The following is a 21,758-nucleotide window of genomic DNA, read 5'->3' as shown; positions in this document are numbered from 1 at the left end:
CGTCCGTGCTTCAGCGCTGTGCCTCAGCCCGCGAACCAGCGCACGGGGCGCGGAGCGAGGTTCTGGTAGATGTGCTTGGCCTCGCGGTACTCGGCGAGGCCGGTCGGGCCCAACTCACGGCCGATGCCCGACTTCCCGAAGCCACCCCATTCGGCCTGCGGGAGGTAGGGGTGGAAGTCGTTGATCCAGACGGTGCCGTGGCGCAGGCGCCCGGCGACGCGGCGGGCGCGGCCCGCGTCGGCGGTCCATACGGCTCCCGCGAGCCCGTACTCGGTGTCGTTGGCGAGGGTGACGGCCTCGTCCTCCGTACGGAAGGTCTCGACGGTCAGGACGGGGCCGAAGACCTCCTCACGGACGACGCGCATCCGGCGGTCGCACCGGTCGAGGACGGTGGGGCGGTAGAAGTAGCCGGGGCCGTCGGGCCGTTCGCCGCCGGCCCGGAGCACGGCGCCTTCCTCGATGGCGGATGCGACGAAGTCCTCGGTCTTCGCGAGCTGTTGCGCGGAGACGAGCGGCCCGCATTCGACGCCGGGGTCGGTGCCGCGGCCGAGGCGGATCCTGTCGGCGCGACGGGCGAGTTCGGCGACGAAGCGCTCGCGCAGCGACTCCTCGACGATGAGCCGGGATCCGGCGGAGCAGACCTGGCCGCTGTGGATGAAGGCGGCGTTGAGCGCCTGGTCGACGGCGGTGTCGAAGCCCTCGTCGGTGGCGCAGGCGTCGGCGAAGACGACGTTGGGGTTCTTGCCGCCGAGTTCGAGCGCGACCTTCTTGACGGTGTCGGCGGCGGAGCGGGCCACCTTCGTGCCACTGGCCAGCCCGCCGGTGAACGATACGAGGTCGACGTCCGGGTGCTCGGCGAGACGGGCGCCGACAGTGGCACCGGCGCCGGTGACGATGTTGGCGGCGCCCTGGGGCAGACCGGCCTCCATCAGGAGCCCGATCAGCGCCACGGTGGTGAGCGGGGTGATCTCGCTGGGCTTGACCACGAAGGTGTTGCCGGCGGCGAGCGCCGGAGCGATCTTCCAACTGGCCTGGAGCAGCGGGTAGTTCCAGGGGGTGATGAGTGCGCACACCCCGACCGGCTCATGGACGACGACGCTGTGGATCTCGTCGTTCCCGGCGTCGACGACTCGTCCGCCGCTCTCGTTCATGACGAGGTCGGCGAAGTAGACGAAGGCGTCACGCACGCAGTCGACGTCGACACGCCCCTCTTCGAGGGTCTTGCCCGCGTCCCGGCTCTCCAGGGCTCCGATCTTCTCCCGGTCCCGCTCCAGCAGTGCCGCGACGCGACGCAGCAGGGCGGCCCGCTCGGCGACGGGCGTGCGTGGCCAGGCACCGTCGTCGAAGGCGGCACGCGCGGCGGCGACGGCGTCATCGGTGTCGGCGACGGCGCCCTCCGCCACAACGGCGAAGACGCCGGCGTCGACGGGGTCGATGATGTCGCGCGTGGCGCCGGAGACGGCCGAACGCCACTCCCCGGCCACGTGGATGGTCTGTTGTGCTGCCGACACGTCGTGTTTGGCCTTTCGGTTCCGGATGTGCGTCCTGCGCCGGTCACACCCCGGCGATCTGGCCGCCTGCCCCGGGTCCGGAGAACCATGCCCTGCTTCCGGCGGAAAGTGACCCGCCTCACGCCGCGACGTGGGACCGCGCCGCTGTTCAGCCCAAATCCGCGCAGCCGCAGGTGAACCACGCCGTCACCTGCGCGTCCCGGCCGGGCCCGTACTTCCCGTCCATCCGTCCCGTCCGCCCCGTACGTCCCGTACATCCCGTCCGTCCCCGGAAGTCGGCCGACGCAGCGTCGCAGCCCCCTCGGATCTCCGTGGTTCACACCTCGCGCACCGATACACGGCCTGCTGCGATGATGGACGCGATCACTGCTTCGAACCGACAACCGTTGGGGCCTTCACCGTGGACAGATTCGTCCTGGGCGACACGGACTTCGCCGTCGACCGATCGGAATCGTCGGTCCGGACGGCACCGGGCGGCCTGGTGACGGTCGACGTCTGGGGAACCCCCGAGGCCCTTGACGCGCAGGGGGACACGGGCCCGTTCGGCTGGGCAATCCATCCGCCTCGTCTCTACCTCACGGCGGTTCCCGCCACCTGGACCGGTGGCGTGGCGACCGTAAGGATCGACGACAGCATGTCCGGCCTTTGCGACATCGGCCTCTACCTCCACGAGCACGGCGACGTCACCGGCGAGCTGACACTCGATCCGGCGCGAACCCTGCGCATCAACGGATCAGCACAGATCGGCGGACGCGCGGAATCGATCGACGTTCGGGTGGACCTCCCCCTGCTACTCCCCGAGTAGGCGCGAGTCCACCGCGGCGAGCCAGGCATCCGCGACGATCCTGTGGCCGAGGGGACTCGGGTGGACCCCGTCCGGGGCCAGCTCCGCGGCCTCCTTCGTCTCCGCGGCACGGAGCAGGGCAAGGTCCGCGCGGACCACCTGGGCTCCGTTGGCCTGCGCGGCACGGAGGACGGCGTCGGTACGGGGCGTCAGGTCCTCGAACCATTCCTTCTGGTCCGGGGTGACCGGGAGCAGGAACGGGGTGATGACGACCAGTCGTGCGGACAGTTGGCGCGCGGTGTCCGCGAGAAGGCGGTCGAGGCATGCCTCGAACTCGTCGACCGGGCTGAGGAGTCCGCGGTCGTAGCGTCGCCAGGTGTCGTTGATGCCGATCTTGACCGTGACGACGGTGGGCCGGTGGGCGATGACGTCGGTGGTCCAGCGGGCTTCGAGGTCGTACACACGGTTGCCGCTGAGACCCTTGTTGATGACGGCGGGGCCGGGTCCGTCGCCCGCCCTGGCGTGCAGGGTCTGTGCGATCTCGTGGACGTATCCGCTGCCGAGCGATGCGGAATCCGTACGGTCGCGGCCCGCGTCGGTGATGGAGTCACCGATGAACAGGAGCGTGTCCGTCTCCTTGATGTGCATGTCCGCGATGTGCATGTCTGCCGTCCTTACGTCGGGGTGGTGGGTCGGGCGCCGCTCATCGTCGAGCCGCGACGCGCCGCAGCGTATCGGCCTCGCGCGCCAGTACCGCGGGGTCGTCGCCGGGCACGAACTCCAGGAGCGCCTCCAGGGGGACGCGTCGTTCGTTCAGCAGGTCGAAGACCCCGGTCCACAGGTCCTCACGGTCCGCCAGCCGCAGTCGGCGGTTGCCCGGCCACCACGAGAAGACATGCACCGCGCTGACCCGCTCGACGAGCTCGGAAAGCCCCGCCAGGGCCTCCTCGTCGGGAGCGTCCTGCGGCGGCTGCCAGTAGGTACGGAGGTTGTCCGCGCCCACCTCGTCCAACAGCCGGACGGTCGAGGCGACGGTGTCGGTGAGGGTCCTGGAGTGGAACTCCAGCGCGAGCTCCAGCCCATGGTCCGCGGCGACCCGGGCCGCCTCCCGCAGGCAGGCGGCGGTCCCGCTCCGCTCCTGCGGTGTCGCGGTCAGCGACCCGACTCCGCCCGCCCAGACCCGCACCCGCGGCGCCCCCAGGAGCACCGCGGCGCGGGCGATCTCGGGGAACTCGGCCGGTTCGCCCCGCGTGGCGCGGAAGTAGGAGCCGTACGAGCAGCAGGTGAGCCCGTGGTCGTCGGAAGCCTCGCGGGCCGCGCGGACGGTGTCGGGATGCTCCGGAGGCGCGTGCACGTCCGCTCCCCACTCGACCACTTCCAGGCCCGCCTCGGCGGCCCGGCGTGCGACCTCGGCGGCGGGCAGCCCCCGGAAGGTGACCGAGCACAGCCCCGGCCTGGCCACGGTGGTGTCCGACCCGGTCGGCACGAGGCCCGAGGCGCGGTCCGCCGCACCGCGCCCCTGCTCCTCGCGGTCACGGCTCTCCCTGCCTGTCACGGCGTTCCCTCCCTGCGGTCGCCTCGCGGCGGCTCTTCCCTCGCCCTTCTCCGGGCCGTTCCGAAACGGTCCGCCCGCGGTGGCGGGCGGACCGGATCACGGGTGACACCTCACGATGCGTTCGGACCCACGTCCGCGGTCGTGAGGGGGTGCCGGAGCGCGGGCGCGGTCGAGTACTCGTCGGCACCGATGTCGCGGGTGCTGCCTCGCGAGTCGCCGTCGATGTCGTCGGCCACGGCCGGGCTGCCCAGGGTGGCCGCGCCGATCGCCGGGCTTCCCGCCGACAGCCGGGCGATGCCGTCCTGGCCCGTCACCAGCTTCGGGTCGGCCCGGGTGCAACCACCGGAGGGGATATTGCCGTTGGACGCCGCACCCCACACCATGTTGCTCTGCCAGGTGAAATTGGTGGTCGTCCCCATCGCGACGAGGCTCCCGGAGTCACCGACGAGCAGGTTGTCGGCGATGACCACGTCCCGGGGCTCATACGTCCGGGTCTCGCCCGAGAGCGTGCTGGAGTTGCCGATCAGGGTGTTGTGGACGATCACCGCGCGGTCGCAGGCGTCGTTGCCCCGCCGCTCGTCCTGTGTCTCGCCCGAGTTGTGGTCGCGGGTGGTGCCGCTGCCGACCACCAGGGCCCGGCTCTTCAGTCCGCTGAGGTAGTTGTTGACGATGAGGTGGTCGTTGCCGTACAGCCGCACCCCCTCGCTGCCGCCGATCAGGTAATTTCCCTCCACCCGGGAGCGGTTGCCGTGGCGCAGCACGATGCCGCCGCGGCTGTTGCGGATCGTGTTGTAGCGGATGATGTTGTCGGAGGACTTCACCGAGATGGCCTCGGGGTCGCCGTTGGCGCGCTCGAACAGGTTGTACTCCACGACCGCGTGGGCGGCGGACAGCGCCCGTCCGCTGACGCCGAGGCGGATCGACTCGCCGCCGTTGTCCCCGGCGAAGGTGTGGTCGGAGAAGTAGTTCCGGAAGATGTGGATGTTCTGGGCCATGTCGGTCGAGCCGGGGCCGTCGACGACGAGGAAGATGCCGGTGGTGGTCTTGTCGTGGAAGTGGTTCCGGTCGATCTTCGTGTCGTTCGCCCGCACGACCAGCCAGTACGGGTCGCCGGTGTCCGCGTGCTGGAAGTCGTTGCGGGTCAGCCGGATCGACGAGCAGTTCACCGGGATCTCCATCGTGGTGCTCTGCCGGAAGGCGAAGCCGCTGACGGTGATGTTGCTCGAATTGGCGAAGACGAAGCTGCGCTCGCCCTTGAGCACCACGCCGCCGCGGGTCTTGGACACGATGGTGATCGGCGCGGCGCTGGTGCCGTTCTTGCCGGAGACGTTGATCGCGCCGCCCGACGGAACAGTGTAGGTGCCGTCGGCCACGACGATCCGGTCGCCGGGTGCGGCGCCGTTGATCGCGCTCTGGAGTTCGGCCAGGGAGCTGACCGGTGTGTCGGCCGCCGAAGCGTCGACCGACATCGAGGTGCTGAGGGGCATGGCGGCGAGTGCTGCCACCGCGGTGCCCCTGAGGAACGTGCGTCGTTGCATGATGCCTCCTGTGGCGACAAGGACGTGACGGGCCGGTCCGTACAGCCCCCGCGCTGGACGTGCCGGCTGATCGATGGCGGGGACAGCCGGGGAGGGCGAACCGAACCGGCTGTCCCTCTCGGGCGTGTGCTCAGCGGGCCTGGGGACCGACGTCGGCCGGGGTCAGTGGCCGGTGCCTGGGTGCCCGCTTCGCGTACTCGTCGGCGCCCACGTCCCGGGTCCGGCCGCGCGGGTCCCCGTCGATGTCGTGGGTGACCGGTGACCGCCTGAGCGTGCCCGCGCCGATCGCCGGGCTGTCCGCGGCCAGCCGGGCCACGCCGTCCGGGCCCGTCACCAGCTTCGGGTCGACGCGGGTGTAGCCACCGGACGGGATGTTGCCGTCGGCGGCGGCGCCCCACAGGATGTTGCCGGACCAGGTGAACCGTACGGTGTTCGCCATCGCGACCAGCTCGCCCGAGTCCCCGACGAGGAGGTTGTCCGCGACGGTCACATCACGCGGCTCGTGGGGACGCTGGCTCTCGCCGGAGAGTGTGCCCTTGTTGTTCACAAGGGTGTTGTACGCGATGAGGACCCGGTCGGGCGCGTCGTTGCCGCGGCGCTCGTCGGGCGTCTCGCCGGGCAGATGGTCGCGCTCCGAACCGCTGCCGATCACCAGGGCCCGCCCGGACAGACCGGCGAGGTGGTTGTTGACGATCACATGGTCGTTGCCGTAGATCCGCACGCCTTCCGTGCCGGCGACGAGATGATTGGCCTCCACCCGGTTGCGGTTGCCGTGCCGCAGGACGATCCCGCCGAAGCTGTCGCGGATGGTGTTGTGCCGGATGACGTTGTCCGAGCTCTTGACGGAGATGGCCTCCGGGTCGCCGTTGGCGCGCTCGAACAGGTTGAACTCCACGACGGCGTGGGCGCTGGACAGTGCCCGAGGGCTGACGCCGAGCCTGATGGGCTCTCCGCCGTTGGACCCGGCGAAGGTGTGGTCGGAGAAGTAGTTCCTGAACACATGGACGCGCTGCGCCATCTCCTCCGTGCCCGCGCCCTCGATTCCGAGGTAGATGCCGAGCGTGGACTTGCCGTGGAAGTGGTTGTGGTCGACCTTGCTGTCGTCCGCACGCACCATCACCCAGTGCACGCCCTCGATGTCGGCGAGCCGGAAGTCGTTGCGGGTCAGCCTGATGTGCGAGCAGTTCGGGGGGATGTCCAGGGTGCTGCTCTGGCGGAAGGAGAAGCCGCTGACGGTGATGTGACTGGACGCGTCGAGGACGAAGCTCTGTTCGCCGTCGAGGACGACGCCGCCGCAGGACCGGGCGACGATGGTGATGGGCGCGCGCTCGGTGCCCTGCTTGTTCCGGATGGTGAGGGGCCGGTCCGACGGGACGGTGTACCTGCCGTCGGCCACGACGATGCGGTCACCCGGTCGTGCCCGGTCGATCGCGTCCTGGAGCTCGTCCAGCGAACCGACGGCGGCCGGGGCCGCCGTCGCGCTCGCGGTCAGGAGACCGCCGGTGGGGGCGACGGCCAGCGCCGCCCCTGCCGCGGTGCCCATGAGGAACGTCCGGCGTTGCATGATGCCTCCGTGAGTGTGGTGGTGGATCGGGGGGCCGGACCTTTCTCGGCCGGCGACCGTCTCAGCCGGCGGCCGGGTCGGCCGGAGTGTCCAGGTACAGCTCGATGACGGGAACGGGGGTGTCGGGGCGCTGGACGGGGATCTCCAGCGTGAGCGTTCCGGCGGGCTGCCCGCCCATTTCGGTGTTCTGCGCGGGCCGGTCCGGGTCGATGTGGACCTGGCCGATCTCCGAGGCGTCGTTCAGCAACTGGGCGTAGCGCACCCGGCCGGCGAGTCCCGGCAGGTGCAGATGGCGCAGCGGCCAGGCGAGCAGGTGGACGTAGAGCCGGTCACCACGCTGGGTGTACCGGCATTCGGCAGGCGCGGTGTACGGGGACGGGCCGCAGCCGCGGACCGAGCGCTCGTGCAGGTCCATCCACCGGCCGATCTCCCCGAGGACGGCGACGGCGCGCGGTTCGAGGTCGCCGCGGCCGGTCGGGCCGACGTTGAGCAGCAGGTTGCCGCCCTTGGACACCCCGTCGACGAGCATGCGGATCAGCAGGTCGGCACTCTTGTGGTCCAGGTTGTCGCGGTCGTAGCCCCAACTCCCGTTGAGCGTCTGGCACGCCTCCCACAGCACGGGCCGGCCGTCCTTGATCATGGGTCCCGAGGGCTGGTACTGCTCGGGGGTGATGAAGTCGCCGGGAAGGCCGGTCCTGTCGTTGACGAGCACATGCGGCTGGAGTTCGCGGACCATCTCCAGCAGCTTGGGGGAATCCCAGTCGTCCGGGCCCTTGCCGCCCCACCAGGTGCGGCCCGCGTACGAGAAGTCGAAGAACAGGTAGTCGACGCGTCCGAAGGACGTCAGCAGTTCGCGGACCTGGCCGTGCAGATAGCGCTGGTAGTCGCGGATGTCGCGGTCGGCGGCCGCGGCCTTGAACTCCTCGTCGTCGCGCTGCGGATGGGTGCCGTCCACGGGAAAGGACGGATGGTGCCAGTCGATCAGGGAGTAGTAGAGGCCGACCTTGAGCCCTTCGGCACGGCACGCCTCGACGAACGGCCCGACGAGGTCGCGGCCGTGCGGGGTGTTGGTGACCTTGTACTCGGTGAGGGCGCTGTCCCACAGGCAGAAGCCGTCGTGGTGCTTGGCGGTCAGGACGACGTACCGCATGCCCGCCGCCCTGGCCGCCCTGGCCCACCGGACCGGGTCGTAGCGGTCGGGGTCGAAGTGGTCGAAGTAGACCTGGTACTGCTCGTCGGTCAGCTTCTCCCGGTTCTTGACCCACTCGTGCCGTGCGGCGAGCGAGTACAGGCCCCAGTGGACGAACATGCCGAACCGGTCGGTGGTGAACCAGGTCGTGTCGGGGGCCGGCGCGGGAGCCGGGGTCGCAGCGCTCGGGGTCATGGGGCATCGTTCCTTGTCGTCGGCGTCCGGTGGCGTGTCCCGGGCGCTGTCGGCGGGCTGGTCGTACGGGGGTTCGCGTGCGGACGGCCGGCCGGGTCAGCCCTTCAGGGCACCGGAGGACAGGCCGTGCACGAAGGAACGCTGGAAGAACAGGAACACGATCACGGAGGGGAGCAGGGCCAGCAGGGAGGCGGCCATCACCACTCCGGGAGTGACGGCGGGGTCGATCCGCAGGGTTCGCAGCGCCAGCGGGAGCGTGTACGAGGAGGAGTCGGTGGAGACTAGGAGGGGCAACAGGTACTGGTCCCAGATCATGGTGAAGCCGAAGACTCCGATGACCCCGAGTGCGGGCTTGCACATCGGCAGGATGATCTGGGCGAAGATACGCAGGTCACCGGCGCCGTCGATGCGGGCGGCCTCTTCGAGTTCCCGGGGCACGTCCTTCATGAACTCGGTCATCACGAGGATGGAGAATCCCCAGGCGCCCAGCGGAACGATCATTCCGGCCAGGGTGCCGATGAGGTTGAAGTGGACGACCGGCAGGTCGGAGAGGATCACGGACAGCGGGAGGGCCAGGATCTCCTCGGGCAGCATCAGCGTCGCCAGGATGGCGACGAGCACCAGCGTCATCCCCGGGAAGACCTTCCTGGCCAGGGCGTATCCGGCGAGGACGGAGACGGCCACCTGGAGCAGCAGCCCGAAGCCGACCACGAAGAACGAGTTCAGCAGGTACGCGAGCACGCCCTGGTCGAAGGCGATCCTGAAGTTGTCCAGAGTGGCGCCGGAGGGAATGACGCTCAGCTGTGTCGGGTCCTTGACCTGGCTGAAGGCACCGACCAGCAGGGCCAGCAGGGGCCCGGCGAAGACGATCAGGACCAGCAGATAGGTGACGGCCTTCAGGATCCGCCCGCCCGGACTCCTGCTCTCCGTCAGGCCCAGCGCGGTCTCGGTCGGCGCGTTCATTTGCTCTCTCTCCGTCGCAGCAGGTGGACGACGACTGTCAGGATCAGCGTCGCGATGAACAGCAGGACGGCTCCCGCCGCGCCGACGCCGAGTCTGTTCTGCTCCAGCCCGAGCTTGTAGATCAGGGTCATCACGACCTCGGTGGAGCCGTCGGGCCCACCGTTGGTGAGCAGGAACACCTCGGTGAACACGCGCAGTCCGCGGATCGCGGCGAGGATGAACAGGATCGAGAACACCGACCGCAGTCCGGGCACTGTCACGTGCCAGACCCGCTGCAGCCTGGAGGCGCCGTCGACCTTCGCCGCCTCGTAGAGACCGCGGTCCACACTGGTGAGGCCGGCGAGGAAGATCATCATGTCGTAGGGGGCGCCCCGCCAGATGCCGGTGAGCATGATGGAGGCCATCGACGAATCGGGGTCGTTGATGAATCCCGAGGGGCCGAACCCCACCAGGCCGAGGATGGAGTTGAGCATGCCGTCCGCGGTCGGGTGGTACATGATCCGCCACAGTTCGGCGACGACCGCGATCGGCACCACCACCGGCAGGAACGCCGCGGAGCGCACGAATCCCAGTCGGCGACCCTGGCCTTCCATCAGCAGCGCGAGAACGAGGCCGAGGGCCATCGAGCCGGCTGTCTGCCCGGCGGCGAGGACGACGGTGTGCCACGCGGCCTCGCGGAAGCCTGCGGACTGGAGCACCGTGGCGTAGTTCTCGGTGCCGACCCACCTGTTGCCGAGGTAGGGCTGGACATCCTGGAAGGACATGGTCAGCGCACTGACCATGGGGATGAACTTGAAGTACAGGAAGAGGAGCAGCGCCGGTGCCAGGAACAGCCACGGCGTCCACCACCGGCCCGCCCGGCGGTCGTGCCCGCGGCGGCCGGTGGCCGCGCGGCCCGTTTTCCGGGTGGCGGGTCCGGTCGCCGGGAGGGCGGCCGGATCCGCCTGGTCAAGACTCATGACGCGGCGATTCCCTGTTCCTTGAGGATGTCGGCGAGCTGCTTGTCGAGCTCCTTCAGCTTGGTCCCGGTGTCCAGGTCGCAGTCGGCCATCAGCGCGTTGACGGTATCCGCGGTCGTCTGCCGCACCGGGGTCCAGTTCGGGATGGACGGCGCGTACCGGCCGGAGTTCTGGTAGATCTCGGCGTAGGTCTTCCAGCGGGGGTCGGGACGGACCTCGGAGATGTCCACCGTCTTGTTGACGGGCAGCTGCACGGTGAAGCCGGTGTCGCCCTCCATCCCGGTCTTCTGGCCCTCGGCGGAGAGCGTGAAGTCGGCGAAGGCGTCCTGGCCGGCCATGTTCTCGGAGCCCGCCATCAGGTAGACGGACCCGCCCTCGGCGAGCACGGTGGCGTCCTTCGACCCCTTGGGCATCGGCACGACCTCGTACTTGTCCTTGCCGAGGGTCTCGTCGAAGCGAGGCAGCAGATACGGGCCGACGACGAACATGCCGGTCCGGCCGGCCTCGAACGTCTCGTTCGTGGGCGGGGTCTCCATGGTCACGGCGCCCGGCTGGATGACCTTGTTCTTGCAGCCGAGGTCGCGGAACCACTGCACGGCCTGAACCGATTCCTTCGTGGTCATCGCGGGCTTGTACTTGCCGTCCCCGGCCTCGGTGATGAAGTCTCCGCCCGCCGCCCAGAGGAAGTTGGAGAAGTACCAGGAGGCGTATCCGCGCTTGGTGGACAGCGGAGCGGCGAGTCCGTACGTGTTCTTCTTGCCGTCGCCGTCGGGGTCCTTGGTGGTGAAGGCTTCGGCCATCGCGGCGAAGTCGTCCCAGCTCTGCGGGACTTCGAGCTTCAGCTTCTCCCGCCAGTCCTTGCGGATGAGCAGCGCGGACGCCTGCGCCGAGTACGGCAGGCCGAACTGCTTGCCGTCCACGCTCTTGCCGGAGTCCAGCCCCTGGCCGACGACCTGCTTGCCGTTCTTGATCTTGTCCAGGTCGATCTCCCGGAGCAGGCCCTGGCTGTGCATGGCGCCGAGCTGCGTCACATCGTTCATGACGATGTCGGGCAGGTTCTTCTGCGCGGCCCGCTGCTGCAGCTTGGTCTCGAAGTCGTCGAAGATCGCCGTGACCTTGACCTTGAAGCCCGTGGTCTTCCCGAAGGCGGCAGCGAGCTTGAGCGCTCCCTGCTCTCCCGGTCCGCCCGGTGTGGTCCGGATCCACAGTTCGAGCGGTGCCTTCGAGTTCTGCTTGGCATCCACTCCCGCAGGCCCTGATGTACAGCTGGTGAGGACCAGTGCGGAAGCGAGAACACCCGCACCGATCCACCGCGATCTCTGCATGACAACTCCTGTTTTCGCCGCATCACAGCCAGCCTGGAAAGCGCTTGCTGGGACGCTAACGGGGTCCGAATCCGTGGTCAATAGTCCGATGAATGCAAAAATCTTGCGATGGCTCACGGGAGCCTCGCGGGACTCGCCCGCACTCGGCCCCTGCTCGCCGACACCTCCGCAAGAGGTTCGGTCACCTCGCGAAAGCACCTGACAGACCGATAATTCGGCTGCCTGAGGCAACGATCGGCCGACCGCACATCAATGCCGTCCGGACGCGACAGCCGCCGGGACGGCAAGCATCGGACGACTGAGCTTCATCCGAGGTCATTTCAATCATCCGATGTATCGTGCTGCAAGCACACTGACCAAAGCAACGGACAAGCCACGCCAATCTTCAACATCCGGTCAGACATTTCCCCACGCACCCGATCAGGGTTCACAGACAGGGCCGATTCACTGACGGCCTGTCAGCGAAGAGCTGAGGAGCGCAACGCCATGAACGAGCCGGCCCGCAGACCGACAGCCCTGTTGGTCATGGAGGAAGAACGCAGGGCGGACGTCTACCCCCGTGAGGTCCTGGCCGAAATCGAAGGTCTCGTGCACCTGCAGGGTCCACCTCTCACGCGACAGCGGCTCGACGAGGATCCCGACGTGCTGCGGGAGGTCGATGTCCTGCTCACGGGCTGGGGCGCGCCCGTCCTCGATGCCGCCTTCCTGTCGCATGCTCCTCGGTTGCAGGCGGTCCTCGTCGCCGCAGGCTCCGTACGGCACCTGACCACACCCGCGTTCTGGGCACGCGGCATTCCGATCGTCTCCGCGGCCGCGGCCAATGCCGTCCCGGTTGCGGAGTTCACTCTCGCCCAGGTCCTCCTCGGGCTGAAGCAGGTACACCGCATCACCCGGGAGGTGGCGAGCAGTCGCCGCTTCCCCCACAACCCCCAGGTGCCCGGCGCCTACCGGTCACGCGTGGGCCTGCTCGGGCTCGGGCACATCGGCCGTCTCGTGGCGTCCCACCTCGGCCGCTTCGACATCGAGATCCTCGCCACGGACCCCATCGCCTCCCCGGACACCGCCCGGCGGGCGGGCGTCCGGCTCGTCGGCATCGAGGAACTGTTCGCCACCAGCCATGTCGTGAGTCTCCACGCCCCCCTCCTGCCCGAGACCCGCGGCACGATCGGGGCCCGGCTGCTGAACTCCCTGGGACCGGGTGCGACGCTGATCAACACCGCGCGTGGCGCACTCGTCGACGAGACCGCCGCGGCTGCGGTCCTGCGCGCCAGACCCGACCTCACCGCTGTACTCGACGTCACGCACCCGGAGCCTCCCGCCCATGACTCGCCACTCTTCACCCTTCCCAACGTGGTCCTGACACCCCACCTCGGCGGTGCCCTCGGGGCCGAACGTCATCGTCTCGGAGAGCTTGTGCTCGACGAACTCCGACGCTTTATACATGACCAACCTCTCCAGCACGCCATCGACCCCGCTCGCGCGGCGTCGCTGGCCTGAGGCCGCGGAAGGCGTCGCCGCAGGTGCGGCCCCGGCACGGCGGGGCCGCCCGCACGACGTCAGCGAAACGTCAGCGAAACGTGCGTGGAACGTCAGCGCGGGGCAGGAGAGTTCGGGGCCCGTCGGTGTGTTTGTGTGGTCGGTGTTCGCGTGCCCCGGCGAGTCGGCCGTCGTCGCATCGCCGAAGGAGTCCGTCATCAACCTGCGGAGGACCAGGGCCGCCGTTGTTGCAGCCACTGCCGTGGCGGGAATTCGCGATCGGTACCCATCGGGCAGTGTGGACGCGCCGGAACGACACCGCCGGCAACTGGACCTCGTGGACGTCCATGGGCGGAGTGGCGACGAGCGGAGTCACCGTGGAACCGCTCCCCCACGACACCCTCTACATCGTCATCACCGGCACCGACGGCCAACGGTGGGAACGCCTGCGCCACAGCTGTCCCAACGGTGCCTGGTCGGACCACTGCGAGCCGTACCGCGGCTGACCGGTGATCCGGGGCGAGGCACCCGGTGCGCGCAGCCGCACCCTGCACGCACCGGCTGACACGCGCAGCCCGGCGCCCCACCCGCACCTCATCTGCGCGTGCCGCCGTGCCGCACGATCGCTGCGGTAACTCTCAGTGCGGCCTCCAGGTGAACTTGCCGCCGCCCACCCACCGCACCACGCCGGGATCGTCCAGGTCATGGACCCTGATTCCTGCGGCCGAGGCGGCGGCGAGCACATCCATCATCGATGTTGCCGCGCTGACGATCTCCCCGTCGATCTCCACAAGGCGGAAGGGCGGGTCACCGGACTGTACCCCCAGCACGGTGATCCGAGCCGTCGAGATATAAGGACTGCCACTTTCGGTCATGCGTAGATCGCTTCCACGCCACGGGCGACACTATGCCCGGCGGTGGAACGGGTGACGCCCCTACGCGGACCAGTGCGTCTACCTGGGGCAACGACGCTGGGCTCGCGGGACTCACCGCGTACGGCGGCAGCGGGTACCCGGACGCGGATCCGCGTCCGCGTTGCCACCACATCCGGTATCCGAGCACGATCACACGATCAGCGAGTACGCCGGTGCGGCAGGCACGAACTGGTTCACCGGACCGAACGGCTCCCCCGTGTGCACGTCGATGCCCCACGTCCGGCCAAGTCCTTCCCACAGGTCGCCGACCGTGGCACCGGCGCAGGTCGTCCACATCAGCCCTGTCACCGTCACTAACAACAGCCGAGCCCGGCCGGTGTCGCGGCCGGGGCTCGGTCACATGTCGCTGTCCGGTGGTCCGGTGCCGAGCCCGGGGGTCAGTCCTCGCCCTCCAGGTTGCCCTCCGTCTCCAGGTATGCCTGGCGCAGGGCTTCGAGGACGGCCGGGTCGGGCTTGGCCCACATGCCGCGGGATTCCGCCTCCAGGAGGCGTTCCGCGATGCCGTGCAGGGCCCAGGGGTTGGCCTGCTGGAGGAACTCCCGGTTGGTCGGGTCCAGGACGTACGTCTCGGTGAGCTTGTCGTACATCCAGTCGGCGACCACACCCGTCGTCGCGTCGTAGCCGAAGAGGTAGTCGACGGTGGCGGCCAGTTCGAAGGCGCCCTTGTAGCCGTGCCGCCGCATCGCCTCGATCCACTTGGGGTTCACCACCCGGGCGCGGAAGACCCGCGAGGTCTCCTCCACCAGGGTGCGGGTGCGGACCGTCTCGGGGCGGGTGGAGTCGCCGATGTACGCCTCCGGGGCGGTGCCGCGCAGGGCGCGGACGGTGGCCACCATGCCGCCGTGGTACTGGAAGTAGTCGTCGGAGTCGGCGATGTCGTGTTCGCGGGTGTCGGTGTTCTTGGCCGCGACCGCGATCCGCTTGTACGCCGTCTCCATCTCCTCACGGGCCGGGCGGCCGTCGAGTTCGCGTCCGTAGGCGTAGCCGCCCCACACCGTGTAGACCTCGGCGAGGTCCGCGTCGGTGCGCCAGTCGCGGGAGTCGATCAGCTGGAGCAGACCGGCACCGTACGTACCGGGGCGGGAGCCGAAGATACGGGTGGTGGCGCGGCGTTCGTCGCCGTGGGCGGCCAGGTCGGCCTGGGTGTGGGCGCGTACGTGGTTCTGCTCGGCCGGCTCGTCCAGGGAGGCGGCCAGACGGACCGCGTCGTCGAGGAGGCCGATGGTGTGCGGGAAGGCGTCGCGGAAGAAACCGCTGATGCGGAGGGTGACATCGATGCGCGGGCGGCCGAGTTCGGCCGGCGGGATCGCCTCCAGGCCGGTGACACGACGCGAGGCGTCGTCCCAGACCGGGCGGACGCCGAGCAGGGCGAAGGCCTCGGCGACGTCGTCGCCGGCGGTGCGCATCGCGCTCGTACCCCACAGGGACAGACCGACCGAGGTGGGCCAGTCGCCGTTGTCGGTGCGGTAGCGCTCCAGGAGCGAGTCGGCCAGGGCCTGGCCGGTCTCCCAGGCGAGGCGCGAGGGTACGGCCTTGGGGTCGACGGAGTAGAAGTTGCGGCCGGTCGGCAGGACGTTGACCAGACCGCGGAGCGGGGAGCCCGAGGGTCCGGCGGGGACGAATCCGCCGTCCAGCGCGTGGAGGGCGTGGTCGAGTTCGTCGGTCGTGGCGGCCAGCCGCGGCACCACCTCGCGAGCCGCGAAGTCGAGGATGTCGCTGACGGCCCGCGGGTGCCCGGCCGCCACCCCGGCGACGGCTTCCGGGGACCAGCCCGCGTCCTCCATCGCCTGGACCAGGGCGCGGGCCCGCTCCTCGGCCTCGTCGGCGGTGACCCGGGTCGCGGCGGACTCGTCGAGCCCCAACGCCTCGCGCAGGCCCGGCAGGGAGGCCGTGCCGCCCCAGATCTGACGGGCGCGCAGGATCGCGAGGACGAGGTTGACCCGGTCGGCGCCGGCCGGGGCGCCGCCCAGGACATGCAGGCCGTCGCGGATCTGCGCGTCCTTGATCTCGCAGAGCCAGCCGTCGAGATGCATGATGAACTCGTCGAAGCCCTCGTCCTCGGGACGGTCTTCGAGCCCCAGGTCGTGATCGAGCTTGGCCGCCTGGATCAGGGTCCAGATCTGTGCGCGGATCGCCGGCAGCTTCGCCGGGTCCATCGCCGCGATCTGGGCGTGCTCGTCCAGGAGTTGTTCGAGCCGGGCGATGTCCCCGTAGCTGTCGGCGCGCGCCATCGGCGGTACGAGGTGGTCCACGAGGGTGGCGTGGACGCGCCGCTTGGCCTGCGTCCCCTCGCCCGGGTCGTTGACCAGGAACGGGTAGATGAGCGGGAGGTCGCCGAGGGCGGCGTCGGGGCCGCAGGCGGCGGAGAGACCGGCGTTCTTGCCGGGCAGCCATTCCAGGTTGCCGTGCTTGCCGAGGTGGATCATCGCGTCGGCGCCGAAGCCGTTGTCGTCGGCCGGGGCGGCGATCCAGCGGTAGGCGGCCAGGTAGTGGTGCGAGGGCGGCAGATCGGGGTCGTGGTAGATCGCGATCGGGTTCTCGCCGAAGCCGCGCGGCGGCTGGATGAGGATGAGCAGATTGCCGCGGCGCAGGGCCGCGAGGACGATGTCGCCCTCCGGGTTGCTCGACCGGTCCACGAACATCTCGCCCGGGGCGGGGCCCCAGTGCTGCTCGACCGCTTCGCGGAGCTCGGCCGGGAGGGTCGCGTACCAGCGCCGGTAGTCGGCCGCCGGAATGCGGACCGGGTTGCGGGCCAACTGCTCCTCGGTGAGCCACTCCTGGTCGTGGCCGCCCGCCTCGATCAGCGCGCGGATCAGCTCGTCGCCGTCGCCCGACGCGAGGCCGGGTACCTCCTCCGTACCGAAGTCGTATCCCTCGGCGCGGAGTCGGCGCAGCAGGGCGACGGCGCTGGCCGGGGTGTCGAGGCCGACCGCGTTGCCGATCCGGGAGTGCTTGGTCGGGTACGCGGAGAGAACGAGCGCGATCCGCTTCTCGGCGGCCGGGATGTGGCGCAGCCGGGCATGGCGCACGGCGATCCCGGCGACGCGGGCGGCGCGCTCGGTGTCGGCGACGTACGCGGGCAGACCGTCCTCGTCGATCTCCTTGAACGAGAACGGCACGGTGATCAGGCGGCCGTCGAACTCGGGGACCGCGATCTGGCTGGCGGCGTCGAGCGGGGAGACCCCCTCGTCGTTGCCTTCCCAGTCGGTGCGCGAACCGGTGAGGCAGAGGGCCTGGAGGATGGGTACGTCGAGGCCGCTGAGGACGCCCGCGTCCCAGGACTCGTCGTCACCGCCCGCCGACGCCTCGGCGGGCCGGGTGCCACCCGCGGCGAGGACGGTCGTCACGATCGCGTCGGCGGCGCGCAGCGCTTCGATGAGTTCGGGCTCGGGGGTGCGCAGCGAGGCGACGTACAGCGGCAGCGCGCGGGCGCCCGCGTCCTCGACGGCACGGCACAGGGCCTCGATGAACGCGGTGTTGCCGCTCATGTGGTGGGCGCGGTAGTAGAGCACGGCGACGGTCGGGCCGTCGGTGTGCCGGGGGGTGCGCTCCAGCGGGCCCCAGGAGGGTGCCGGGGCGGGCGGGGCGAAGCCGTGGCCAGTGAGCAGGACGGTGTCGGAGAGGAAGCGGGCGAGCTGGTCCAGGTTGGCGGGCCCGCCGTGGGCCAGATAGGCATGGGCCTCGGCGGCGATGCCGATGGGGACCGTCGAGGCGGCCATCAGCTGGGCGTCGGGGGCCTGTTCGCCAGTGAGGACGACGACGGGGCGTCCGGTGGCGAGCACCTGGTCGAGGCCGTCCTGCCAGGCGCGCACCCCGCCGAGGAGGCGCACGACGACCAGGTCGACGCCGTCCAGGAGCTGTGGCAGGTCCTGGAGCGGCAGCCGGGAGGGGTTGGCGTAGCGGTAGGGGACCGGGCCCTCCGAGGCGCGGGCGCTGAGCAGGTCGGTGTCGGACGTCGACAGGAGCAGGATCATGCGGCGTCGGGCCTTCCTCGGGGTGTCCACGCCCCGGGCGGTGTCGGAATGAAGCTCCCCGCTCGAACGGATCCGAGCGTGTGGGGAAGGGAGTTCCTGACTTGCCCGGCCGTGGCCGGACTCACAGTGGCGGGACCGTGCCGGACTTGCACCGGACTTCCTCCCCTGTCGCCGTCTGTGGCGACGACGTGCCGGATGGCCCGTCACTAGGCATAGTAAGGGCCGGTCAACCGATGGAGGACATACGGATCTGGTCAGATGGTCGGTATGCTCGCCGCCATGCCCCGACCTGCCACTTCGCCTTCACCGCCGGGAGACGCGTCTCCCCGGGACCGCGGTGACGCCTGCCCCGGCACGCTGCGGCTGCACCGGGCGGACGACGGCGCTCTGGCCCGCGTCCGTGTTCCCGGCGGGCTGCTGACCGCGGTGCAGGCGGACGCCCTGGGGGCGTTGGCGGGGAGCCTGGGCGATGGTGAGTTGCATCTCACTTCGCGCGGCAATGTCCAGTTGCGCGGGCTGGGCCCTGACTGCGGAGGCGAACTGGCCGACAGGCTGGGCGAGGCGGGGCTGCTGCCCTCCGCGCGCCACGAGCGGATACGCAACATCGTGGCGTCGCCGCTCTCGGGGCTCGACGGCCGCGGCGCACGGGACGTCGGCCCCTGGCTGTCCGCGCTGGACGCGCTGTTGTGCGCGGGCGACCGGACGGCGGGCCTCTCGGGCAGGTTCCTGTTCGTGCTCGACGACGGCCGTGGCGATGTGGACGCGCTGGGCGGCGACGTGACGTTGCTGGCGCAGGACGACGGAACGGCGCTGCTGCGGATCGGCACGGCCAGGACTGCGGTACGGATACCCGGCGCGCAGGCGCCGCAGGCCGCCCTCCTGGCGGCCGGGACCTTCCTGGATCAGGCGTCGGGCACCGGTGCCTGGCGCGTGTCGGACCTGCCCGGCGGTGCCGGATCCCTCCTCGACGAGGTCGTACGACGGTTGCGGGCGACGGGTACCGGCACCACTTCCACCGAGGACCGTGCCTGCCCGCGGAGCTCGGACGGCCCCGCCCCCGGCGTCGTGACCGGCCCGCACGACGGGGCCGCGCTGTCCGTCGGCATCCCCTTGGGGCGCGTCGGCCCGGCGCAGTGGCGGTCGTTGACGGACACGGCCCGGCACCGGGGCCGCGGTGAGTTGCGGCTGACACCGTGGCGCGGGGTCGTCGTACCGGGGGTGGAGCGGCGGCGGGCCGCGGGGCTGCTGGACGATCTGGGGGCTACCGGCCTCGTCGTCGGACCCGGCTCTCCCTGGGCCGGGGTGGGTGCCTGTATCGGCCGGCCCGGCTGCGCGAAGTCGCTGGCCGATGTGCGGGCCCAGGCGGCGGACGCGGTGGGGGCCGTGGGCCCGTTGCCGGTGTACTGGTCCGGGTGCGAACGCCGGTGCGGCCACCCCCGCGGTGAGTGGGTGGACGTCGTCGCCACCTCCGACGGACACCGGATCTCGCTCGTACGGGGCGAGGTACGGGACGCCCCCGTGAGCGTCCCCGACAGCCCCGGTGGGCTCGCCGCCGCGGTGGCCGCGGCCCGCCGCGCGCGCGGCTGATCCCGTACGCCCCACTCCCCTGTACCCGACCGTCGCACGCCCGAGGAAGAGAGCGAAAGCACTGTGCACCAGTACGAGAAGGACGGACCGGCGATCTATCGCCAGTCCTTCGCCACGATCCGTGCAGAGGCGGATCTCGCAGGCCTGCCCGCCGATGTGAGCCAGGTCGCGGTCCGCATGATCCACGCCTGCGGGATGGTCGACCTCGTCCGTGATCTCGCTTTCACCCCGGACGCGGTCGCCCGCGCCCGCGCCGCTCTGCGGGCCGGCGCACCCATCCTGTGCGATGTGGCCATGGTCGCCAGCGGCGTCACCCGCAAGCGGCTGCCCGCGGACAACGAGGTGGTGTGCACCCTGTCCGACCCGGCGGTGCCGGAACTCGCGAAGCAGCTGGGCACCACCCGCAGCGCCGCCGCCCTGGAGCTGTGGCGCGACCGGCTGGACGGCGCGGTGGTCGCCGTCGGAAACGCACCGACCGCCCTGTTCCGGCTGCTGGAGATGATCGAGGAGGGCGCGCCGCGCCCCGCCGCCGTCATCGGCGTGCCGGTCGGCTTCATCGGTGCCGCCGAGTCCAAGGACGCCCTGGCCGCGCACCCGTCCGGACTGGAGCATCTGATCGTTCGGGGCCGTCGCGGCGGCAGCGCCATGGCGGCCGCCGCCCTCAACGCGATCGCCAGCGAGGAAGAGTAGACGTGAGCGAGCAGAAGACGGGCCGGCTGTACGGGGTCGGGCTCGGCCCCGGCGATCCGGCCCTGATGACCGTACGCGCGGTGGAGATCATCGCCGAGGCCGATGTCATCGCCTATCACAGTGCCCGGCACGGGCGGTCCATCGCCCGGTCCATCGCGGCGAAGCACATCCGTGCCGACCATGTCGAGGAGCCGCTGGTCTACCCCGTCACGACGGAGACCACGGACCACCCGGGCGGTTACCGGGGAGCCATGGAGGAGTTCTACGCCGAGGCGGCGGCCCGCCTGGCGGTGCATCTCGACGCCGGCCGCACGGTCGCCGTGCTGGCCGAGGGCGACCCGCTCTTCTACGGCTCGTACATGCACATGCACAAGCGGCTCGCCGACCGCTACCCGACCGAAGTGGTCCCGGGCGTCACCTCGGTCAGCGCGGCCGCCGCGCGGCTCGGTACCCCGCTCGTCGAGGGCGAGGAGGTGCTGACCATCCTGCCCGGCACCCTGCCGGAGGAGGAGCTGACCGCCCGGCTCGCCGCCACCGACGCCGCGGTGGTCATGAAGCTGGGACGTACGTTTCCCGCCGTGCGCCGCGCCTTCGAGACGTCCGGGCGGCTGCCCGAGGCGCGGTACGTCGAGCGCGCCACGATGGCCGGGGAGCGGGTGGGCGAGCTGGCCGAGGTCGACGCCGGCTCCGTGCCGTACTTCGCGGTCGCGGTCCTGCCCAGCAGGATCGGAGCGCAGCGTCCCGAACGTGCCCCGGAGGGCGGCGAGGTGACCGTGGTCGGCACCGGCCCGGCCGGGCCGCTGTGGCTGACTCCGGAGACGCGCGGGGCGCTGGCCGCCGCCGACGACCTGGTCGGCTACACCACCTATCTGGACCGGGTGCCGGTGCGGCCGGGGCAGGTGCGCCACGGCTCGGACAACAAGGTCGAGTCGGAGCGCGCCGAGTTCGCCCTCGATCTGGCCCGGCGCGGACGTCGGGTCGCCGTGGTGTCGGGCGGCGACCCAGGGGTCTTCGCCATGGCGACGGCCGTCCTGGAGGTGGCGTCGCAGGACGAGTACGCGCAGGTGCCGGTGCGGGTGCTGCCGGGAGTGACGGCGGCCAACGCCGCCGCTGCCCGAGCGGGTGCGCCGCTGGGCCACGACTATGCGGCGATATCGCTCTCCGACCGGCTCAAGCCGTGGGAGGTGATCGCTGAGCGGCTGCGCGCGGCGGCGACGGCGGATCTGGTGCTCGCGCTGTACAACCCCGGTTCTCGCAGCCGGACCTGGCAGGTCGGCAAGGCCCGTGACCTGCTGCTCGAACACCGCTCGCCGGACACCCCCGTGGTGCTCGGCCGGGATGTGGGCGGACCCGCCGAGAACGTGCGGACCGTACGCCTGGGCGATCTCGACCCCGCCGAGGTCGACATGCGCACGATCCTGCTCGTCGGGTCCTCGCAGACCCGCTGGGTGCGGCGCGGTGACGGCCGGCAGATCGTCTGGACACCCCGCCGCTATCCGGAGGACTGAGCCGG

At 70.7% G+C, this 21,758-nt stretch carries 18 protein-coding genes and 1 riboswitch; of the genes, 6 read left to right on the top strand and 12 right to left on the bottom strand.

Annotated elements, in window-relative coordinates; genetic code table 11:
* Window positions 1-23: 23 nt before the first annotated feature.
* The gene (locus OG611_RS36845; protein WP_266430419.1) at window positions 24-1,511 is read right to left on the bottom strand and encodes an aldehyde dehydrogenase family protein; all 1,488 of its coding nucleotides are present in this window, start codon (window positions 1,509-1,511) and stop codon (window positions 24-26) included.
* A 400-nt stretch (window positions 1,512-1,911) separates the two neighbouring features.
* Between OG611_RS36845 and OG611_RS36840 the strand changes: the two genes are divergently transcribed.
* A complete protein-coding gene (locus OG611_RS36840) occupies window positions 1,912-2,316 on the top strand; it encodes a hypothetical protein (RefSeq protein ID WP_266430416.1) in 405 nt (134 codons plus the stop codon).
* Here the strand turns inward: OG611_RS36840 and OG611_RS36835 are convergent.
* From OG611_RS36835 to OG611_RS36800, 8 genes are all read right to left on the bottom strand, one after another.
* Window positions 2,302-2,958 carry an SGNH/GDSL hydrolase family protein gene (locus OG611_RS36835; RefSeq protein ID WP_266430412.1) on the bottom strand — a complete coding sequence of 219 codons (657 nt, stop codon included), beginning with the start codon at window positions 2,956-2,958 and terminating at the stop codon, window positions 2,302-2,304. The genes OG611_RS36840 and OG611_RS36835 overlap by 15 nt on opposite strands.
* 40 nt (window positions 2,959-2,998) lie before the next feature.
* Window positions 2,999-3,850, bottom strand: coding sequence for a sugar phosphate isomerase/epimerase (locus tag OG611_RS36830; protein WP_266430409.1), 852 nt, complete (start codon window positions 3,848-3,850; stop codon window positions 2,999-3,001).
* Between the two features lie 110 nt (window positions 3,851-3,960).
* Window positions 3,961-5,388, bottom strand: coding sequence for a polysaccharide lyase 6 family protein (locus OG611_RS36825; protein ID WP_266430406.1), 1,428 nt, complete (start codon window positions 5,386-5,388; stop codon window positions 3,961-3,963).
* 130 nt (window positions 5,389-5,518) lie between these two features.
* The gene (locus OG611_RS36820; protein WP_266430403.1) at window positions 5,519-6,952 is read right to left on the bottom strand and encodes a polysaccharide lyase 6 family protein; all 1,434 of its coding nucleotides are present in this window, start codon (window positions 6,950-6,952) and stop codon (window positions 5,519-5,521) included.
* Window positions 6,953-7,013: 61 nt separating this feature from the next.
* Window positions 7,014-8,336: an alpha-L-fucosidase gene (locus OG611_RS36815; protein WP_266430400.1), complete on the bottom strand. Its 1,323-nt coding sequence runs from the start codon at window positions 8,334-8,336 to the stop codon at window positions 7,014-7,016.
* A gap of 96 nt (window positions 8,337-8,432) precedes the next feature.
* The gene (locus OG611_RS36810; RefSeq protein ID WP_266430397.1) at window positions 8,433-9,299 is read right to left on the bottom strand and encodes a carbohydrate ABC transporter permease; all 867 of its coding nucleotides are present in this window, start codon (window positions 9,297-9,299) and stop codon (window positions 8,433-8,435) included.
* Window positions 9,296-10,258: a carbohydrate ABC transporter permease gene (locus OG611_RS36805; protein ID WP_266430395.1), complete on the bottom strand. Its 963-nt coding sequence runs from the start codon at window positions 10,256-10,258 to the stop codon at window positions 9,296-9,298. Before OG611_RS36805 ends, OG611_RS36810 begins: the two co-directional genes overlap by 4 nt.
* Complete coding sequence (locus tag OG611_RS36800) at window positions 10,255-11,583, bottom strand: sugar ABC transporter substrate-binding protein (RefSeq protein ID WP_266430392.1); 1,329 nt, start codon at window positions 11,581-11,583, stop codon at window positions 10,255-10,257. Before OG611_RS36800 ends, OG611_RS36805 begins: the two co-directional genes overlap by 4 nt.
* Before the next feature lie 486 nt (window positions 11,584-12,069).
* On the opposite strand from OG611_RS36800, the gene OG611_RS36795 reads away from it, so the two are divergent.
* Together OG611_RS36795 and OG611_RS36790 are read left to right on the top strand one after the other, a co-directional pair.
* Window positions 12,070-13,080 (top strand): hydroxyacid dehydrogenase, encoded by a 1,011-nt coding sequence (locus OG611_RS36795; RefSeq protein ID WP_266430389.1) that lies wholly within the window; start codon window positions 12,070-12,072, stop codon window positions 13,078-13,080.
* A 275-nt stretch (window positions 13,081-13,355) separates the two neighbouring features.
* Window positions 13,356-13,565, top strand: a complete 210-nt coding sequence (locus OG611_RS36790; RefSeq protein WP_266430386.1) for a hypothetical protein — start codon at window positions 13,356-13,358, stop codon at window positions 13,563-13,565.
* 132 nt (window positions 13,566-13,697) lie between these two features.
* Here the strand turns inward: OG611_RS36790 and OG611_RS36785 are convergent, their stop codons facing one another.
* The 3 genes from OG611_RS36785 to cobN form a co-directional block, all read right to left on the bottom strand.
* Complete coding sequence (locus tag OG611_RS36785; RefSeq protein WP_266430383.1) at window positions 13,698-13,934, bottom strand: hypothetical protein; 237 nt, start codon at window positions 13,932-13,934, stop codon at window positions 13,698-13,700.
* Between the two features lie 189 nt (window positions 13,935-14,123).
* A complete protein-coding gene (locus tag OG611_RS40795) occupies window positions 14,124-14,282 on the bottom strand; it encodes a hypothetical protein (RefSeq protein ID WP_323180321.1) in 159 nt (52 codons plus the stop codon).
* Between the two features lie 89 nt (window positions 14,283-14,371).
* Window positions 14,372-17,968 (bottom strand): cobaltochelatase subunit CobN, encoded by a 3,597-nt coding sequence (cobN, locus tag OG611_RS36775; protein WP_266431419.1) that lies wholly within the window; start codon window positions 17,966-17,968, stop codon window positions 14,372-14,374.
* 86 nt (window positions 17,969-18,054) lie between these two features.
* Window positions 18,055-18,135, bottom strand: a riboswitch (adenosylcobalamin (AdoCbl) riboswitch).
* A 100-nt stretch (window positions 18,136-18,235) separates the two neighbouring features.
* Here cobN and cobG point away from each other — a divergent pair.
* The 3 genes from cobG (at window position 18,236) to OG611_RS36760 (ending at window position 21,753) form a co-directional block, all read left to right on the top strand.
* Window positions 18,236-19,555, top strand: coding sequence for a precorrin-3B synthase (gene cobG, locus OG611_RS36770; protein WP_266431417.1), 1,320 nt, complete (start codon window positions 18,236-18,238; stop codon window positions 19,553-19,555).
* A 63-nt stretch (window positions 19,556-19,618) separates the two neighbouring features.
* Window positions 19,619-20,245: a precorrin-8X methylmutase gene (locus tag OG611_RS36765; RefSeq protein WP_266430381.1), complete on the top strand. Its 627-nt coding sequence runs from the start codon at window positions 19,619-19,621 to the stop codon at window positions 20,243-20,245.
* A 2-nt stretch (window positions 20,246-20,247) separates the two neighbouring features.
* Window positions 20,248-21,753 (top strand): precorrin-2 C(20)-methyltransferase, encoded by a 1,506-nt coding sequence (locus tag OG611_RS36760; RefSeq protein ID WP_266430378.1) that lies wholly within the window; start codon window positions 20,248-20,250, stop codon window positions 21,751-21,753.
* The last annotated feature ends 5 nt before the right edge of the window (window positions 21,754-21,758 follow it).

The organism is Streptomyces sp. NBC_01363 (genome assembly GCF_026340595.1).
Lineage (GTDB): Bacteria > Actinomycetota > Actinomycetes > Streptomycetales > Streptomycetaceae > Streptomyces.
The sequence above is the reverse complement of the archived record's forward strand: the minus strand, read 5'-3'. Positions and strand labels throughout refer to the sequence as shown.

Bases quoted from the DNA above. Each gene is read 5' to 3' on its own strand.
- OG611_RS36800 (WP_266430392.1), bottom strand. From the start codon at position 11,583: ATGCAGAGATCGCGGTGGATCGGTGCGGGTGTTCTCGCTTCCGCACTG.
- OG611_RS36825 (WP_266430406.1), bottom strand. From the start codon at position 5,388: ATGCAACGACGCACGTTCCTCAGGGGCACCGCGGTGGCAGCACTCGCC.
- cobG (WP_266431417.1), top strand. From the start codon at position 18,236: ATGCTCGCCGCCATGCCCCGACCTGCCACTTCGCCTTCACCGCCGGGA.
- cobN (WP_266431419.1), bottom strand. From the start codon at position 17,968: ATGATCCTGCTCCTGTCGACGTCCGACACCGACCTGCTCAGCGCCCGC.
- OG611_RS36785 (WP_266430383.1), bottom strand. From the start codon at position 13,934: ATGACCGAAAGTGGCAGTCCTTATATCTCGACGGCTCGGATCACCGTG.
- OG611_RS36805 (WP_266430395.1), bottom strand. From the start codon at position 10,258: ATGAGTCTTGACCAGGCGGATCCGGCCGCCCTCCCGGCGACCGGACCC.
- OG611_RS36835 (WP_266430412.1), bottom strand. From the start codon at position 2,958: ATGCACATCGCGGACATGCACATCAAGGAGACGGACACGCTCCTGTTC.
- OG611_RS36815 (WP_266430400.1), bottom strand. From the start codon at position 8,336: ATGACCCCGAGCGCTGCGACCCCGGCTCCCGCGCCGGCCCCCGACACG.
- OG611_RS36795 (WP_266430389.1), top strand. From the start codon at position 12,070: ATGAACGAGCCGGCCCGCAGACCGACAGCCCTGTTGGTCATGGAGGAA.
- OG611_RS36820 (WP_266430403.1), bottom strand. From the start codon at position 6,952: ATGCAACGCCGGACGTTCCTCATGGGCACCGCGGCAGGGGCGGCGCTG.
- OG611_RS36810 (WP_266430397.1), bottom strand. From the start codon at position 9,299: ATGAACGCGCCGACCGAGACCGCGCTGGGCCTGACGGAGAGCAGGAGT.